The sequence below is a fragment of the Psychrobacter alimentarius genome, from assembly GCF_001606025.1.
GTDB lineage: Bacteria > Pseudomonadota > Gammaproteobacteria > Pseudomonadales > Moraxellaceae > Psychrobacter > Psychrobacter alimentarius.
Genome location: NZ_CP014945.1, coordinates 195437 through 211081, shown reverse-complemented (window position 1 = coordinate 211081; position 15645 = coordinate 195437). Strand labels below are relative to the sequence as shown.

General features: G+C 42.8%; 12 protein-coding genes. 8 read left to right on the top strand and 4 right to left on the bottom strand.

From position 1 onward, the window contains the following. The first annotated feature begins 381 nt into the window (after positions 1-381). Both A3K91_RS00870 and A3K91_RS00865 read left to right on the top strand, forming a co-directional pair. Complete coding sequence (locus A3K91_RS00870; RefSeq protein ID WP_062843598.1) at positions 382-2202, top strand: acyl-CoA dehydrogenase C-terminal domain-containing protein; 1821 nt, start codon at positions 382-384, stop codon at positions 2200-2202. Positions 2203-2451: 249 nt separating this feature from the next. Further along, the gene (locus A3K91_RS00865; RefSeq protein WP_062843597.1) at positions 2452-2922 is read left to right on the top strand and encodes a hypothetical protein; all 471 of its coding nucleotides are present in this window, start codon (positions 2452-2454) and stop codon (positions 2920-2922) included. 116 nt (positions 2923-3038) lie between these two features. Here A3K91_RS00865 and A3K91_RS00860 read toward each other — a convergent pair whose 3' ends face one another. Together A3K91_RS00860 and ybaK are read right to left on the bottom strand one after the other, a co-directional pair. Further along, entirely contained in the window at positions 3039-3413 is a 375-nt protein-coding gene (locus tag A3K91_RS00860) for a 5-carboxymethyl-2-hydroxymuconate Delta-isomerase (RefSeq protein ID WP_062843596.1), read from the bottom strand. A gap of 101 nt (positions 3414-3514) precedes the next feature. After that, positions 3515-3985: a Cys-tRNA(Pro) deacylase gene (ybaK, locus tag A3K91_RS00855; RefSeq protein WP_062843595.1), complete on the bottom strand. Its 471-nt coding sequence runs from the start codon at positions 3983-3985 to the stop codon at positions 3515-3517. 273 nt (positions 3986-4258) lie between these two features. On the opposite strand from ybaK, the gene plsB reads away from it, so the two are divergent. After that, the gene (plsB, locus tag A3K91_RS00850; protein WP_062843594.1) at positions 4259-7018 is read left to right on the top strand and encodes a glycerol-3-phosphate 1-O-acyltransferase PlsB; all 2760 of its coding nucleotides are present in this window, start codon (positions 4259-4261) and stop codon (positions 7016-7018) included. Between the two features lie 92 nt (positions 7019-7110). Here the strand turns inward: plsB and ettA are convergent, their stop codons facing one another. After that, a complete protein-coding gene (gene ettA, locus A3K91_RS00845) occupies positions 7111-8772 on the bottom strand; it encodes an energy-dependent translational throttle protein EttA (protein WP_062845788.1) in 1662 nt (553 codons plus the stop codon). A gap of 474 nt (positions 8773-9246) precedes the next feature. Here ettA and A3K91_RS00840 point away from each other — a divergent pair, with 474 nt between their 5' ends. The 4 genes from A3K91_RS00840 (at position 9247) to A3K91_RS00825 (ending at position 13035) form a co-directional block, all read left to right on the top strand. Continuing rightward, positions 9247-10437, top strand: coding sequence for a flavin reductase family protein (locus tag A3K91_RS00840; protein WP_062843593.1), 1191 nt, complete (start codon positions 9247-9249; stop codon positions 10435-10437). Between the two features lie 190 nt (positions 10438-10627). After that, positions 10628-12064 carry a fatty acid desaturase family protein gene (locus A3K91_RS00835; protein ID WP_228139880.1) on the top strand — a complete coding sequence of 479 codons (1437 nt, stop codon included), beginning with the start codon at positions 10628-10630 and terminating at the stop codon, positions 12062-12064. 270 nt (positions 12065-12334) lie between these two features. Continuing rightward, positions 12335-12628 (top strand): GNAT family N-acetyltransferase, encoded by a 294-nt coding sequence (locus A3K91_RS00830; protein ID WP_062843592.1) that lies wholly within the window; start codon positions 12335-12337, stop codon positions 12626-12628. Between the two features lie 113 nt (positions 12629-12741). Then, positions 12742-13035 carry a 4a-hydroxytetrahydrobiopterin dehydratase gene (locus A3K91_RS00825; RefSeq protein ID WP_062843591.1) on the top strand — a complete coding sequence of 98 codons (294 nt, stop codon included), beginning with the start codon at positions 12742-12744 and terminating at the stop codon, positions 13033-13035. Positions 13036-13147: 112 nt separating this feature from the next. Here A3K91_RS00825 and A3K91_RS13895 read toward each other — a convergent pair whose 3' ends face one another. Next, on the bottom strand, positions 13148-13303 hold the full coding sequence (locus A3K91_RS13895; RefSeq protein ID WP_084387210.1) for a DUF1328 domain-containing protein: 156 nt from the start codon (positions 13301-13303) through the stop codon (positions 13148-13150). A 583-nt stretch (positions 13304-13886) separates the two neighbouring features. Here A3K91_RS13895 and A3K91_RS00820 point away from each other — a divergent pair. Next, entirely contained in the window at positions 13887-15173 is a 1287-nt protein-coding gene (locus A3K91_RS00820) for a saccharopine dehydrogenase family protein (protein WP_062843590.1), read from the top strand. Positions 15174-15645: the final 472 nt, after the last annotated feature.

Below are 15645 nucleotides of genomic sequence, written 5' to 3'. Positions count from 1 at the left end.
GTAAACGTCGTACTTTGGATACGATGCCGCCCATTATAAAGCCATTCTTATTAATCAATATTAATAAAAACCTAATTCAGCTATTTATAACTTATATTTTTATCTTATTAGATATCTTATGAATATTAGTTATTAGTTGTATATTTGTCTTCATAGAAGACTTATACTGCTATGACGACTACAGCAATCATGGTCGAATGAGAAAGGGTTCAAATTAATCGAAATTAATCATCTTTTTTTGACAAATCTAAGTAATGAGCAACGATATTGTTTACATTTATCTAAATAATCAAACAATAGTTTATAATGTTAATTTGTGAACGTCATGGCTTACGGACTAAGCTGACCATCTATGATAATGAATAACTAAAGAGAACGACTATGTTAACTTACAAAGCACCTTTACGTGATATCAAGTTTTTGATTAATGATGTCTTTGATTATCAAACCCATTACAAAAGCTTGGATAACGGTGAAAACGCTGATCCTGAAACGATTGACATGATCCTACAAGGCATGGCTGACTTTTCTGAGAATGTCCTCGCTCCTATCTATCAATCAGGCGATGAAGAAGGCTGTCATTTTGAAAATGGCGAAGTAACCACGCCAAAAGGCTTCAAAGAAGCTTACAACCAGTTTGTAGAAGGTGGCTGGCAAGGTATCTCATATCCTGAAGAATACGGCGGGATGAACTTACCGACGTCAATTAACTTGATCAAAGCTGAAATGATCGGTACTGCTAACTGGCCATGGGCGATGTACTCTGGCCTATCAACAGGCTGTATCAACACGCTACTGCAATACGGTACGGATGAGCAGAAAGCTCTTTATCTACCGAAGTTGGTCGAAGGCTCGTGGGCAGGTACGATGTGTTTGACTGAGCCACAGTGTGGTACGGATCTGGGCCAAGTAAAATCAAAAGCCATCCCGCAAGATGACGGTACCTATAAAATAAGTGGTACTAAAATCTTTATCTCAAGCGGTGAGCATGACCTAACAGACAATATTATTCATATTGTCTTAGCACGCCTACCAAATGCTCCAGAAGGCACACGCGGTATCTCACTATTTATCGTACCAAAATTCACGCCGAATGCTGAAGGCGAATCTGGCGAGCGCAATGCGGTTGTCTGCGGCTCAATCGAGCACAAAATGGGTATCAGCGCCTCTTCTACCTGTGTCTTGAACTTTGATAGTGCTACTGGCTACCTAATTGGCGAACCGCACAAAGGCTTAAAAGCGATGTTCACCTTTATGAACACTGCTCGTATCGGCACTGGTATCCAAGGTCTAGCGCACACTGAACTATCTTTCCAAAACGCGTTACCCTATGCAAAAGAACGTCGTTCTATGCGTACGCTATCTGGCACCAAAGACCCTGAAAAAGTAGCTGATGCTATTATTCACCATGCCGACGTACGCCGTATGCTGTTGACGCAAAAAGCCTTTGCTGAAGGCGGTCGCTCAATGATTTATCATTCAGCACGTTATGCGGACAAAATGGCACAGGGTATCGTTAATGGCGATGATGAAGAGTTCGAAAAATGGGATGACAAGCTAGGCTTTTACACCCCAATCCTAAAAGGTTTTTTAACTGAGCTGGGTATTGAAGCAGCCAAGCACGGTCAGCAAATTTATGGCGGTCACGGCTATATCAAAGAATGGGGTATGGAGCTAATCGCTCGTGATGCTCGTATCGCGACCATGTACGAAGGTACGACTGGCGTACAGGCACTGGATCTATTAGGCCGTAAGGTTATTTTACAGTCTAAAGGTAAAATCATTCGTGATTATACCTCAAGCATCATGAAGTGGTGCGGTGAATATGCCCTTGATAAAGACATGCGTAAATTTGTTTGGGCACTCACTAAGCTATGTGCTGAATGGAACACATTGACAGTACGCTTGATGCTGATGGCTCGTAAAGACCGTGAAATCATCTCAGCGGCCTCTGATGATTTCTTAATGTACTCAGGTTATGTGATGATGGGTTACCACTGGGCACGCATGGCAGCCGTTGCTTATGAAAAGCTTAAAAACGGTGGCACTGAAGCACCAGAGTTCTATCAAGCAAAAATCCAAACTGCCGAGTTCTATTTTGATAAGCTTTTACCACGTACGTCTGGTCACGCTGAGGCAATGGTGGCGCCAAGTGAAAGCATGACGTCAATGGAAATCGAGCATTTTGCTTTTCTAGACTAGAATCACATACAAGTCATACGATAACTGATGAAAAAGCGCCTAAATCATAGGCGCTTTTTTGTGCCCAATTAACACTCACTATTTGCTTAAGTGCTTATTTACTTATGTAGATTCGCTTACGCTGACTCACTTACGTAGTTACTAAAGACAATCGATATTTATCAGAGCACCATAGTTTTACGACTCTGTAATCGAGTTTTTACTGCCTTTTTTATCTTAATAGCCAGATTGTCATGTTAGGAGCCAACCATGTTATCCATTAACCATCAAACAGTATCGTTAGCATCAAAGGGTATACAAGCGTTATTGCTCAGTACGGCGCTTGCCGTTATCACCGCCCATAGCGCCGTTGCTAAAAATAGCGATACCCCTATTCACTTTGCAAAAGGTGCTATTACTAGTACAACAACGGGGAAGCTCAGTCCCAATGAAGATGAGCACTGGTATCGTTTTCAGGCGAGTAGCTCGCAATATGCGGTGATCAATATTTTGCCATTAGCGGGCACGGCTGAAACAGCCAATGTGGGGGTATTGCACATGCCAAATGGTACACAAGATGGCACCAAAGGCGGCATCATTTATCAAGGCTGTCTGCCAACCACGGGGGATTATCGATTGCGTATCGCACGCAACCTTATGGCAACACAAGGCAAAACCGCAAGCTATAAAATAGAGACCATGATACTGCCTAAATACGCTAGTCAGTCGCTATGTAAATAGTGATTTTGAAATACCTATCCTAAAAATAAAAGCAGCCTACTTTCAATAGCAGGCTGCTTTTATTTGGGTCAATCAATGACAGATAAAGGCTTTAAGTAACAAAAATATTGGGACGTTTAACTGCCTAGCATTTTTTTATGATACACCGCGCTGATTTCTTCGACTTCAACGCATACTTGTAAGGCGGCGCGCCCTGACTGTTTTGGGCCTAACTCTTTTTCTATAGTGCTTACCAATAGCTCTGCGAGTTGATTGCGAATCACCAAATCACGGCCTGTCATTATTTTTAAGCTGGCATAGATAAAGCCGTTGGTTTGTTCATCGTCTTCTACCCCTACCAAAAACGTCTCAAGCGGTATGATACGGCTCTTGATATCCGCTGGATTACCAAAATGTCCACTATCCCACAGCACTTTGTTCAACGATTTGAGTAAAGATTCTTCATGAGAAATACTGACATTGGGCGTCGCTTGGATGGTTAAATGCGGCATGGATATATCCTTATAAAGTACAAGTAAAAAACAACAGATCAGTAGCAACATGCCACTGAATTTATAAACTGTTAACGACTAATCTTTTAATAGCTAGTCTTTTAATCATCAGTAATAGCACCAAAGCGAGCAGTAAGCGTGGCTGATAGCTGCTCAGGTGGTAGCTCAATCTCTAAACCTCGACGACCGCCACTCACATAGATGGTGGCATAACTTTGTGCCGAGTCATCGATGATCGTCGTCAAACGCTTTTTTTGTCCTAATGGACTGACGCCGCCCAATACATAGCCAGTCGTACGTTCTACTTGCTTGGGATCTGCCATTTGAATCTTTTTACAGCCCACTGCCTTGGCCATTTTTTTAAAATTCAACGTCTTGTCTACTGGTAAGATTGCAACGGCAAGTACATTACTTTCTGTCGACACCACCAAGGTTTTAAAAACCTGCGTGACATCCACGCCAAGCTTTTCTGCGGCTTCTAAGCCAAAAGAGGTTGCCTGACTGTCATGAGTATATTCGTGTAATTGGTAATTAAGACCACGTTTTTTGGCAAGATCCACGGCTGGTGTCATAATAGTTTACCTTATTTTATTGGCATGAATGCAATAGCATACATAGGCTTTATTGTTTTTAGGCACACACATTATTAAGCCAAAACGCTTCTTTTTCAAATAAAAGTCTATCTAACATTTTGTGCTTATATTGAGTCCCTTCACTCATATTGGATACCCCATGTAATTGTTGGGCACTATGAATAATAGCAGTATATACAGACACTATATATCGCTTTGATGGCTTTTATGGCATTATAAGCGCAACATATTTGACTATTTCTGATACTGATTATGATACCGAAGTTCCTGAAAAAACGGATTTTTACAGCGCCAACGACTACTGATAGTGCTATGACAACTGATGGCAACCCAGTCGCCTCTACGCCTTATGCAAAAGCCCCGATCAATCAGCTGTACCGTAAGCTCTCGGGTCAGTTACTTGACGTCGCAGTCAAACCCAAACTATTAGGGGAGCTGCCGGAGTTCGATGCAGACGATCAGACACTCATATTTTATGTGTTGCAAGATTATTCGCGTTCAAACAGTATTTTGATTGACTTGCAGACACAAGAGCATCGATTGCCGCCCGCATTGGTTGGGGTCAACGATGCCGCTCATCGTATCAAAGAAAATGCGGCTATCGTTTTTTTGAATCATCCTCATGCCAAAGACACGCCATTGTCACCGCGCCTTTCACGTCTCGTGTCTGCGGTATTGCAATATCCAGAGCTAAAGGTACGTTTGGTACCTGTATCTATCTTATGGGGACGGGCGCCAGAAAAAGAAGATTCGCTCTTTAAGCTATTAACAGCCGATAACTGGGAAGATCCTAGCATCACAAAACAGCTGTTTAATATCGGTGTGATGGGACGTGATACCTTTGTCCAGTTCCATCCACCCCAAGATTTACGCACCATTATTGACACTCATCTTAAAGACGATACAGAAGACTCTGACCTCGTCGATGCGGTCACCACTGACTTAAAAGACCCATCAGAACAAGCGACCAATAGCGACAGCAAACAAGACGCCGCTGCAACACCACATTATGCATTGGTCGCAACCGCTGACAGCAACCGTGAATTGGTGCGTAACATACAACAGCAGCTCACGATTTATTTAGACAAGCAACGGGCCAGTATGTTGGGTCCTGACTTATCAGATAGGCGCAATTTGGTTGATAAGCTGGTGTATTCGCCAGCGATCAAGCACGCCATAGAAGCGGAAGCCGAAAAGACGGGCACCAGTGTTCGTGATGCTCGTTTGCTTGCCAAAGGGTATGCCAATGAGATGGTTAATGACTATTCGCACTCAATTGTGCGAGGTTTTTATAAGTTCTTAACCTGGTTGTGGACGCAATTGTATGATGGCGTAGAAGTGCATCATTTCGAGCGTGTTCGTGAGATTGCCACTGACTACGAACTGGTTTATGTGCCTTGTCATCGTAGTCATGTTGACTATCTGTTGCTGTCTTATGTGATTTATAAAAGTGGTCTTAGTATTCCGTATATCGCCGCGGGCGACAACTTAGATGTTCCTGTATTAGGGCCATTATTACGGGGCGCTGTTGCCTTTTATATACGTCGTAGTTTCCGTGGTAATGCACTCTACACGGCGGTTCTACGTGAGTATATGCATACGCTCATCACTCGTAATACGCCAATTGAATACTTTATTGAGGGTGGTCGCTCACGTTCAGGGCGTTTGTTACCGCCTAAAATGGGTATGCTAGCGATGACCGTACACAGTCAATTGCGTCAGACCAATAAACCTGTGGTATTCATTCCGACTTATATCGGCTATGAGCGTATCATGGAAGGCGGTACGTATGTTGGTGAGCTAAAAGGTAAACCAAAAGAGTCCGAATCTTTAATCGGTCTGCTCAAGGTGGGTCGTAAAATTGAACGTATCTTTGGTACAGTTCACTTAAGCTTTGGTAAGCCTTTATACCTAAGCGAATTCATGCAAAAATTCGATGTGTCTGCTAATAGTCTGCCTGCTGATCGTACCGATACACCATTAGACGACAAAACCAGTGCCATGGTCGATAACATTGGTGTCAAGGTGATGCAGCATATCAATAAAGCAGCGGTAGTCACGCCAGTATCGCTGTTGTCATTGGTACTGCTCTCTGCCCCCAAGGCAGCATTGGATGAGGAAAGCTGCCGCGAGCAAATCGCCCTTTATCAGGGTCTTGCTCAGCAGCTGGCGTATTCAGATGACACGGTCATCACAGACATGAGCCCGCAGCAAATCATTGATTATGGTATCAAACTCAAGCTCATCGAACGCACACCACATATTTTAGGCGATATTATTCAGATCGCAGGCAAGCAGGCGGCATTGCTGAGCTATTTCCGTAATAACATTTTGCACGTCTTTATTTTATTGTCTTTCTTAGCGGCACTGGTCGCGCGTAACGGTCGTATGGAGCGCAGCCGCTTAGACAGTATCGCTGAGCAGCTATATCCATTCTTACAAAGCGAGCTGTTTTTATACTATCCAGCGCATGGCTTAGCCGATACCATCAACAAAAAAGTCGATACCTTACTGTCTCATGGTCTGATTGTAGAGCTTGGTGATGGTAAGCTCAGCGTGCCTGAGTCAAATAGCAAGTGCTATCAGCAGTTGCAAGTGCTGGCAACACCAGTTGGTCAAAGCCTTGAGCGTTATTTCATGACGCTTGCTCTACTCGCTCAGCAAGGCTCAGGCAATTTGACCGAAAGCGAGGTTGTTGATTTATGCCACCTGCTTGGACAGCGTTTGTCTGTACTCTATGCCGATGACATTCCTGATTTCTTCGATCGAGCTTTATTCACCAGTTTCCTCAGTGCATTGACTCGTCTTGATTATTTACAAAAAGACGAAGAGACGGGGGTCTTGACCTTTGACCATCGTATCAATGACATCGCTCACCATGCCAAGTACGTTCTCACGCCTGATATGATGCAAATCCTACATCAGGTGGCAAGTTTGGATGAAAGCGAGATCACTCACGCGATTACCGAGATTAGCAATAAGAAGCAGCGTAAATTTGGGCGTAAGCGCTAATAAATAGCCAATTAAATCCAGCACAAAAAAAGACCTCTAATCATTAGAGGTCTTTTTTATTACTTAAGAATTAAGCTGTTAAGGCCAAACTCCTAGGTAGAAATCTTTTTATATTTCATGCGCTTAGGACTGGCGTCATCACCCATGGTCTTTTTGCGATACGCTTCAAATTCAGTGTAATTCCCATCGAACCATACTGGGCCTTCATCTTCAAATGCCAAAATATGCGTCGCAATACGGTCAAGGAACCAGCGATCATGCGAGACCACCATAACCGTGCCTGGGAATACTTGAATTGCATCTTCTAGGGCACGTAAGGTTTCGATGTCCAAATCGTTTGAGGGTTCATCGAGCAGCAGTACGTTTGCGCCTTGTTTCAGTGTCTTCGCCAGTTGCAGACGGTTACGTTCACCACCTGATAGTTGACCAACGTGCTTTTGCTGATCTGAACCTTTGAAGTTAAAGCGACCAATATAGGCACGGCTTGGCGTGGTGTAGTCGCCCACGGTAATGATATCAAGGCCGTCAGAAACTTCTTCCCACACGGTTTTATTGTCATCTAGATTGTCACGCACCTGACCGACATAAGCCACTTTGACACTCTCGCCCAAGTCAACTGAGCCAGTATCTGGTTTGTCGCGCTCGGTAATCATGTTAAATAGCGTGGTTTTACCAGCACCATTGGGACCAATAATACCAACAATCGCACCCGCTGGTACGTTAAAGCTTAAGTCTTTATAAAGTAAGCGATCACCAAATGATTTGGAGATGTCATTCACTTCAATGACTTTATTACCTAGACGTGGACCAGGTGGAATATAAATCTCAGACGTCTCATTACGTTTTTGGAATTCGGTTGAGTTCAACTCTTCAAAACGCTGGACACGAGACTTAGACTTGGCTTGTTGGCCTTTTTGGTTTTTGCGAATCCACTCAAGCTCTTTTTTCAGTGCTTTAGCAAATGATTCTTCTTGCTTGTTTTGCTGCTCAAGTCGGTTGTTCTTTTGCTCTAGCCACTCAGTATAGTTACCTTCATACGGATAGCCATGGCCACGGTCAAGCTCCAAAATCCACTGAGCAACGTTGTCCAAGAAATAACGGTCATGGGTAATGGCCACAATCGTACCACTATAGTTCTGTAAGAACTGCTCAAGCCATGCGACAGATTCAGCGTCCAAATGGTTGGTCGGTTCGTCAAGTAATAGCATATCAGGACGTGATAGCAGCAAACGACACAATGCCACGCGGCGTTTTTCACCACCTGACAGTTTGCTTACATCCGCATCCCATGGTGGCAGTCGTAGCGCATCAGCGGCTTTTTCTAGCTGCGTGTTTAGGTTATGCGCATCCCATGCTTGAATGATGTCTTCCATTTTGCCTTGCTCTTCTGCAAGCTTATCAAAATCGGCATCAGGCTCTGCATATTCTGCATAAATGGCATCTAAACGTGCCAGCGCATCTAATGCTTCGCGCATACCGTCTTCGACGTTACCACGGACATCTTTGCTGTCGTCAAGCTGTGGTTCCTGCGGCAGATAACCGACTTTCGTACCTGCTTGCGCACGTGCTTCGCCGCTAAACTCAGTATCTACACCCGCCATAATACGGAGCAAAGTTGATTTACCAGAACCATTGATACCTAAGACACCAATCTTGGCACCAGGGAAAAACGACAGGTTAATATTTTTGAGAATTTCACGTTTAGGGGGAACAAGTTTTGACACGTTGTTCATCGTGTAGATATATTGAGCCATTAACACTCCGATAGACTGCATAGAAGAGGCAAGCGAATCATACTCAGCCATGATGCCAAGCACGCTGCACCTCAAAATCAGGGTTACAAATTATAAGTCATTATCGCATTGTGACGCATACCCTGCAAGCTGAGAGGTTGTTTTAACACGTGTTTTACCCCTTTTGTCGCAAAGCGCTGTCATTTCTATCTGGTCACTGCTATAAAATTAGAAATAAGCTGGGTTAACTGAGCAATACAAGTCACCAAGCTGTTGTAAACGGCTTTATAAATTGCACAAAAAAAATCATTAAACCTTTCGATAGTTTAACCAATAGCCGTTAGAATGTTAGCATGTCTTAATAAAAAAACATTAGTATCAAGCAGTTTTCGCATGTTCGTCTCAGTTAGACTTAGCTTAGAAACAGTAAAGATGCTCAAAGACTGATAGGACACTGAGCACGTCATTCACAATCATCACAAAGGTAAGAGTTTTATGGCCACCGGCTACCGTCCTGAATGGGTTCAAGGTGCTTTCGTTGATTTTATTGAATCACGTTTGCATCCGTTTTGGTCATTGAGTATGCCCAAGATACGACTATTAGCACGGCATCGGCTGAGTGATGATTTAATCGCGCTACGATTTGAGACCAATCGCGCTTTTAGACAGCAAGCACTCCGCACACAAGAGGGCTGGCAGGGTGGACAATACCTCAATGTGAGCGTTGCCCTTGCAGGAATTTTTCATCAGCGCAGTTACTCGCTAGTGGGCTTGCCAGAGCACCCACTTTGGTGGATTGATGACAGCACCAAGGCTAAAACCAGTAAAAATCCACTGCGTCACACTGTCACTGTCGCGATCAAACCGCAAGGGTTGGTGTCGGATTATTTGACCAAACGTATGCCAATCGGCACAACCCTTCAAAGCAGCGTACCAACAGGCTCTTTTACCTTGGCACAAGCATCATTGGTCAAAGAGACAGAACACAATCAATTAGCACCATTATTATTTATTGCTAGTGGCAGCGGTATCACGCCAATGCTGGGTCTCATCACTGAGGCATTGCACAATGGCCACCACGTCATTCTATTGCATTATAATCGCACCATTCTACTCCAAAGCCAATGGCAACAGCTGGCAACCGCCTACCCAGAGTTTACTTATCATTTGATTGATACAGCAGACGCTAGTACTTATTTAGCAGGTACGCGGCATCTAACTGCCGACAGTTTATTAACACTCGACCTCTCATTGGCAGAAACACAGATATTCGCTTGCGGTTCGCGCGCCTTGTTAACGAGTTTATATAACGCCGCTGCCCAGATCACCTTACCCGATGGGAAATCGCTGCGTGATAACATCATTGTAGAAAGCTTCGGCACCAACTTTTTTGATGCAACCCATGAGCCAACCCTCAATAAAGAATCGACAGCACCGCCACAGACGGTCTATTTACGAGCACGGCAACGACAGTTTAGTAGTGATACCACCCTATTGGCTGCCGCCGAAAAAGCAGGCATCCGCCTAACTCATGGTTGCCGCCAAGGTATTTGCCAATTGTGCCGTTGTCATAAAATCAGCGGCGTGGTCAAAAATATCCAAACAGGCAAGCTAAGCCACGATGGTAATGAATTCATTCAAACCTGTATCAATGTTGCGGTAACGGATGTGGTGCTAGATGTGTAACAACACCATAACCGCTTGATATGTGTCACTGTCTATCATTGAAAGTTTTTAAGCGAACGTCTGTTAATGACGGACTAGCCTAATTTTTTTATTAACCTGCTTTTATGCTTTTTATTATGCGTTAGTCAACTCACTACATTGAACCGAACCCAATACCCATAAGTTGGATGGTTTGGACTAAGGATCATTTATGCGCTTACTACCGATTACCAAAGCTCAATCAGCTGTACCCTATTTGCCTCTTTCAAATGAAGGACAGTTGGAGACGTCTCAGCCTTTAGCATCAGAGAAAACTCATAGTATGCCTAAAAAAGAGAACGTAGCGATGGATGAGAGCCATCATTATGACAATAGTCATGCTAACAGGCAGCCACAGTCTGGACATTATCCAATACTGACAGGCAACCCTTTAACAAAGGCTCAGACCGAAGCACTCGGCGAAGAGTTAAACGCACTGTATCAAGAGGTAATGGCGTCGCTTGGGAGTGACGAAGCGCGTTACATACAACGAATTTATGCCGCAGTCGCCTGTAGCGAGATGGCTGGTCGCGGACTGCTCGCAGTGGCAGGCCGATTGTCATCGAAGCGCTATCAAGGTGGCACTTGGTTATTGGGGACCGCCCTACTCAGTTTTAGCAAAATAGTGAACAATATGGAGCTTGGCCATAATGTCATGCATGGCCAATATGACTGGATGCAGCATCCGCACCTTAATAGCCAAAAATTCGATTGGGACAATGTTTGCCCTGCGCCATTATGGCAGCATTCGCACAATTACTTACATCATACCTTTACCAATATTTTTGGTCTCGATCACGACGTAGGCTACCACCTTATTCGGATTACTGAAGAGCAGACTTGGACGCCAAGTGACCGTAACAATCTGTTCAAAACAGCTGTCTTAGCACTGGGTTTTGAATGGGCAGTTGCTTTTCATGACATTCAAATCAGCGTTGAAGAATATGCCGACTCTACCGAGTTGCACCAAACGATGCAACAAAAAACACGGGCCTTACTTGCCAAAATCGCAAGACAATTGGCAAAAGATTACGTCGTCTTGCCAACTGCGATTGGATTGACACTCGGTGGTCGTAGTGCATTGACTACCTTGAGCGGCACTGCCACTGCCAATGTTGCCCGCAATCTGTGGACATGGGCTGTGATTTTTTGTGGACATTTCACTGAGCAGGCACATATTTATACGCATATTGATGCCAATGAGAGCAAAGGCGATTGGTATGTACGACAAATCCTTGGCTCTAGTAATATCAAAGGCAGCAAGTGGTTTCACATTTTAACAGGCAATTTATCCCATCAGATTGAGCACCATATTTTTCCTGATATGCCCGCCAGCCGCTATGCTGGCATTGCGCCGCAAGTGCAAGCACTGTGTCAAAAATACAATCTGGAATACAATACGGGTCGCTTTAGCCAGCAATTATGGCAAGTATTAAGGCGCATTCATCACTTTAGCCAGCCCACCACCGAAGAGTACCACGCTTATACGCAATCGTTGGCTAAAGCAGATACTGCTGCTGACAATATTGATAAGAGTGAGCACCGTTTGGGTAGTTGGAGCCGATTCTTGCCACCTACCCTTCGTCATACTTTGGCGTATGCAAAATAATATATTGTGAAAAACGATGCTGTGATCGAGCACATCAGTAGCCAATGCCACTTTTTTAGGTAGGGGCACACGTAAATATATTAACATTCATACTATCTAGATTTACGGTAAGTTCCTAGATAATTGTACGCCATTCATCCATAATTGGATCTATAACATGGCATTTTTTGACTATTCACTAATGAGTAATAGAAAATTATCAAAATGCCATGTATGACACTGAATAAATACTAAAAATTCGATAATAATATTCAATATTGGAGCATCACTATGAGCAACCAAATGTCTGATCCAACACCAGAGATTATCCATAATCAATCAGCAAACCGTTTTGAGACTTCTATCGACAATCAAACGGGTTACATCAGCTATCAAGAACGTGGCGATGCCCTTGTTTATGACCATACCATTGTACCGCAAGCCTTGGGCGGACGCGGTATTGGCTCTGCATTGGTAAAACAAGCTTTAGATTATGCGCGTGAAAATGATAAAAAAGTGGTACCCCAATGCTCGTTTGTATCCGCGTACATCAGCAAACATCCAGAATATCAGGACTTACTATAGTTTGATCGTCATTCACCATAGAGACAATCATAAAGGCATTAAAATCTTACGGCCTATTTTGTCATCCATATAACTTTAATAAACCAACCCCACATAATAATAAGGTTATTAATATGAGCAGTTTATCTGACAAGCAAATCGATTTGCAGCTAGAAGACCTAGCAGGCTGGCAGCGTGATGGCAATAGTATCGTCAAAAGTTATCACTTTGGCGATTTCATCGAAGCCATGAGCTTTATGAATCAAGCTGCTTTTCATGCTGAAGCGCTAGAGCATCACCCTGAATGGCACAATGTTTATAATGTGGTTAAAGTTCGTTTGACCACACATGATACTGGCGGTATCTCAAGTTTGGATATTCGTCTAGCAAAACGTATGGAGCACATTATTCAACCAAAACGGTTTTAGTTAATTATGCATTTTTTGGTTAACCATCTATCTATAGCGCAATAAGTTTTATGATACGCATAAAAAAAGTCCTCAATTGAGGACTTTTTATCTAAACCAATCAAACTTAGTATTACATCTTGCGACCGACAAACGCAACGATGAACAAAATGACAGCAACTGCTAAGAAAATATATGCCAAATTAGCAGATAGTCCAGCAACACCGCCGAAACCTAATAAACTTGCTATCAACGCAACCACTGCAAAAATTATAGCCCAGCGAAACATAATATTCTCCTCAAATTATTGTTGAAAGATCGAATAGGTAAACATATACAGTAGATACAGTAGATTCAAACTGAATGACTTATACTAAAAAGTCACTACCAATATTTGCTTTAATTCCCCTAACCTTCCTTTAAATTACTTCTTATTTTTTTAGTATGCTTTCTAACCGTTTACGATTATAGAGTAGCAATATCCAATTAAAAAAAACGTTCACTTTAGTAATGATAGCGATAACTTATGTAATCTTTGTAGCAAACCTTATTATTATGACGCGTTTGTCCCTCTTTATATGACTTATGTGTCTCGATGGTGAATGACACTAGATAATAAATGCCTTCATTTTATAATTTGCTATAAATATTAAGGATAAATAAAGCATTTTTATAACTACATACATTCCGCTAAATATTTATTATCTAAAACATCGGCGCTAAAAATCTAAGCAGTAATAGATATAAATACCAATAGTAAGACTGAGCGAGCAAATAAACCTATTGCTCAAAGAGACGATTTGGCTCAGTATTTACTAACACCATCATTTATACAGATTCCATTTATCAAAATACCAATAAGGACAGTCAATATGAGCAACAATATGGATACGACAAAAACCACATCAGAAACCGCGACAGAGAACCGTCCCTATGCGGTGGTTCTGTATGGGGCAACCAGCTTCGTTGGCAAGATAACCGCGCACTACTTAACCAATTTTCTATCAAACGCCAAAGACAAGAATGGCGCGAATGTCACTTGGGCGATCGCAGGTCGTGATGAGGAAAAACTCAATAAATTGCAGTCTGAACTTGAAAGTCCAGTCGACATCATTATTGCAAACAGTAATGATGCAAGCAGCCTAAATGAGATGACCAAACAAACCCAAGTCATTATCTCAACGGTTGGCCCTTATCTGAAATATGGTGAGCCTCTGATTAAATCTTGTGCTGAGAATGGTACCGACTACGTTGACCTTACTGGCGAAGCCATTTTTATTAAAGACATGATGGATAAGTATCAAGATGCTGCTAAGCAAAGTGGCGCTCGTATTGTCAACTCCTGTGGCTTTGATTCGATACCATCAGATTTGGGCGTTTACTTTACCCAAACCAAAGCAGAAGAAACGTTTGGCGAAGCTTGTGACGTGGTACATATGAGGGTAAAAGCAGCCAAAGGTGGTTTGTCAGGCGGTACCATTGCTTCAATGGCCACTATTTTTGAAGAAGTTGGACAGGATCCTTCACGTCGCAAACAAGTGGCAAATCCTTATTTGCTTAATAACGATGAAGCAGCACCAAGCGTGCGTCAAACCAATATTAACAAACCAGAATATGACGATGAGCACAAACGCTGGCTAGCGCCTTTTGTTATGGCGAGCATCAATACTCGTATCGTTCATCGTACCAACCAGCTACTCGACTATGAGTATGGTCGCGACTTTAAGTACGACGAAGCAATGTGGATGAAAGATGGCGTCAAAGGGCAACTATCAAGCTACGCCATGAGTGCTGGCCTGTTTGGGTTTGCCACAGCCATGATGATAAAACCAAGCCGTGAGTTTTTATCCAAGCATGTGTTACCCAAATCAGGCTCTGGGCCGTCTAAAGAAGAGCAAGACGATGGTTATTTTGATATTCGATTCTTTGGACAAACCGCTAAAAACGATACCATTCAGACCAAAGTGACCGGTGATAAAGATCCAGGTTATGGCAGCACCTCGCAAATGTTGTCACAAGCGGCATTGTGTTTGGCACAAGATATTAGCAAAGACGATGTTGGTGGTGGTTTTTGGACCCCTACTTCTGCCATGGGTGACAAACTGTTGACCCGTTTAGAAGAACATGCAGGTTTGAGTTTTGAAGTGATCAATGACTAGTAGTGCCACTGGGCTATATGAATAAACTCATATCGCTTATATTTTCTGAGTTTTTGAATCCATCGTAGGTTATAGCTTTCAACGGTCACAGCCGTGCCTTGCATATAAGGCACGGCTTTTTATTGCCTGAGATTCTGCTTGAGTAATGTTAAAAAAGAATAATAACGTTATTTTCAGGTAAACGATGTTGCTAATTTTTGAGTTTCCAACACACTATGCTACATATCTTCTGCTTAATGTCACAGCCATATTGCAGTGAATGGCGTAGGATTAGACAGGTTGTGGCATCAACTGCATTCTACTGTCTGTTTATTTGAATGTTGAGCGTATTGATTTTCAAAAATTAATTTATTCTTTTAAACATAATCAATGCCTTTTATATAGTGAATGCCAGCAAAAAATTTCGTTATAACAAACGGCATTCTGAAATTTTCGCTGTTTTTATCTGCGACGTTTTTCATTGAAAATTTAT

Excerpts from the sequence above, each read along its gene's own strand:
- A3K91_RS00830 (WP_062843592.1), top strand. The coding sequence starts at position 12,335 with ATGAGCAACCAAATGTCTGATCCAACACCAGAGATTATCCATAATCAA.
- A3K91_RS00835 (WP_228139880.1), top strand. The coding sequence starts at position 10,628 with ATGCGCTTACTACCGATTACCAAAGCTCAATCAGCTGTACCCTATTTG.
- A3K91_RS00840 (WP_062843593.1), top strand. The coding sequence starts at position 9,247 with ATGGCCACCGGCTACCGTCCTGAATGGGTTCAAGGTGCTTTCGTTGAT.
- A3K91_RS00860 (WP_062843596.1), bottom strand. The coding sequence starts at position 3,413 with ATGCCGCATTTAACCATCCAAGCGACGCCCAATGTCAGTATTTCTCAT.
- A3K91_RS00820 (WP_062843590.1), top strand. The coding sequence starts at position 13,887 with ATGAGCAACAATATGGATACGACAAAAACCACATCAGAAACCGCGACA.
- ybaK (WP_062843595.1), bottom strand. The coding sequence starts at position 3,985 with ATGACACCAGCCGTGGATCTTGCCAAAAAACGTGGTCTTAATTACCAA.
- A3K91_RS00825 (WP_062843591.1), top strand. The coding sequence starts at position 12,742 with ATGAGCAGTTTATCTGACAAGCAAATCGATTTGCAGCTAGAAGACCTA.
- A3K91_RS00870 (WP_062843598.1), top strand. The coding sequence starts at position 382 with ATGTTAACTTACAAAGCACCTTTACGTGATATCAAGTTTTTGATTAAT.
- plsB (WP_062843594.1), top strand. The coding sequence starts at position 4,259 with ATGATACCGAAGTTCCTGAAAAAACGGATTTTTACAGCGCCAACGACT.
- ettA (WP_062845788.1), bottom strand. The coding sequence starts at position 8,772 with ATGGCTCAATATATCTACACGATGAACAACGTGTCAAAACTTGTTCCC.
- A3K91_RS13895 (WP_084387210.1), bottom strand. The coding sequence starts at position 13,303 with ATGTTTCGCTGGGCTATAATTTTTGCAGTGGTTGCGTTGATAGCAAGT.
- A3K91_RS00865 (WP_062843597.1), top strand. The coding sequence starts at position 2,452 with ATGTTATCCATTAACCATCAAACAGTATCGTTAGCATCAAAGGGTATA.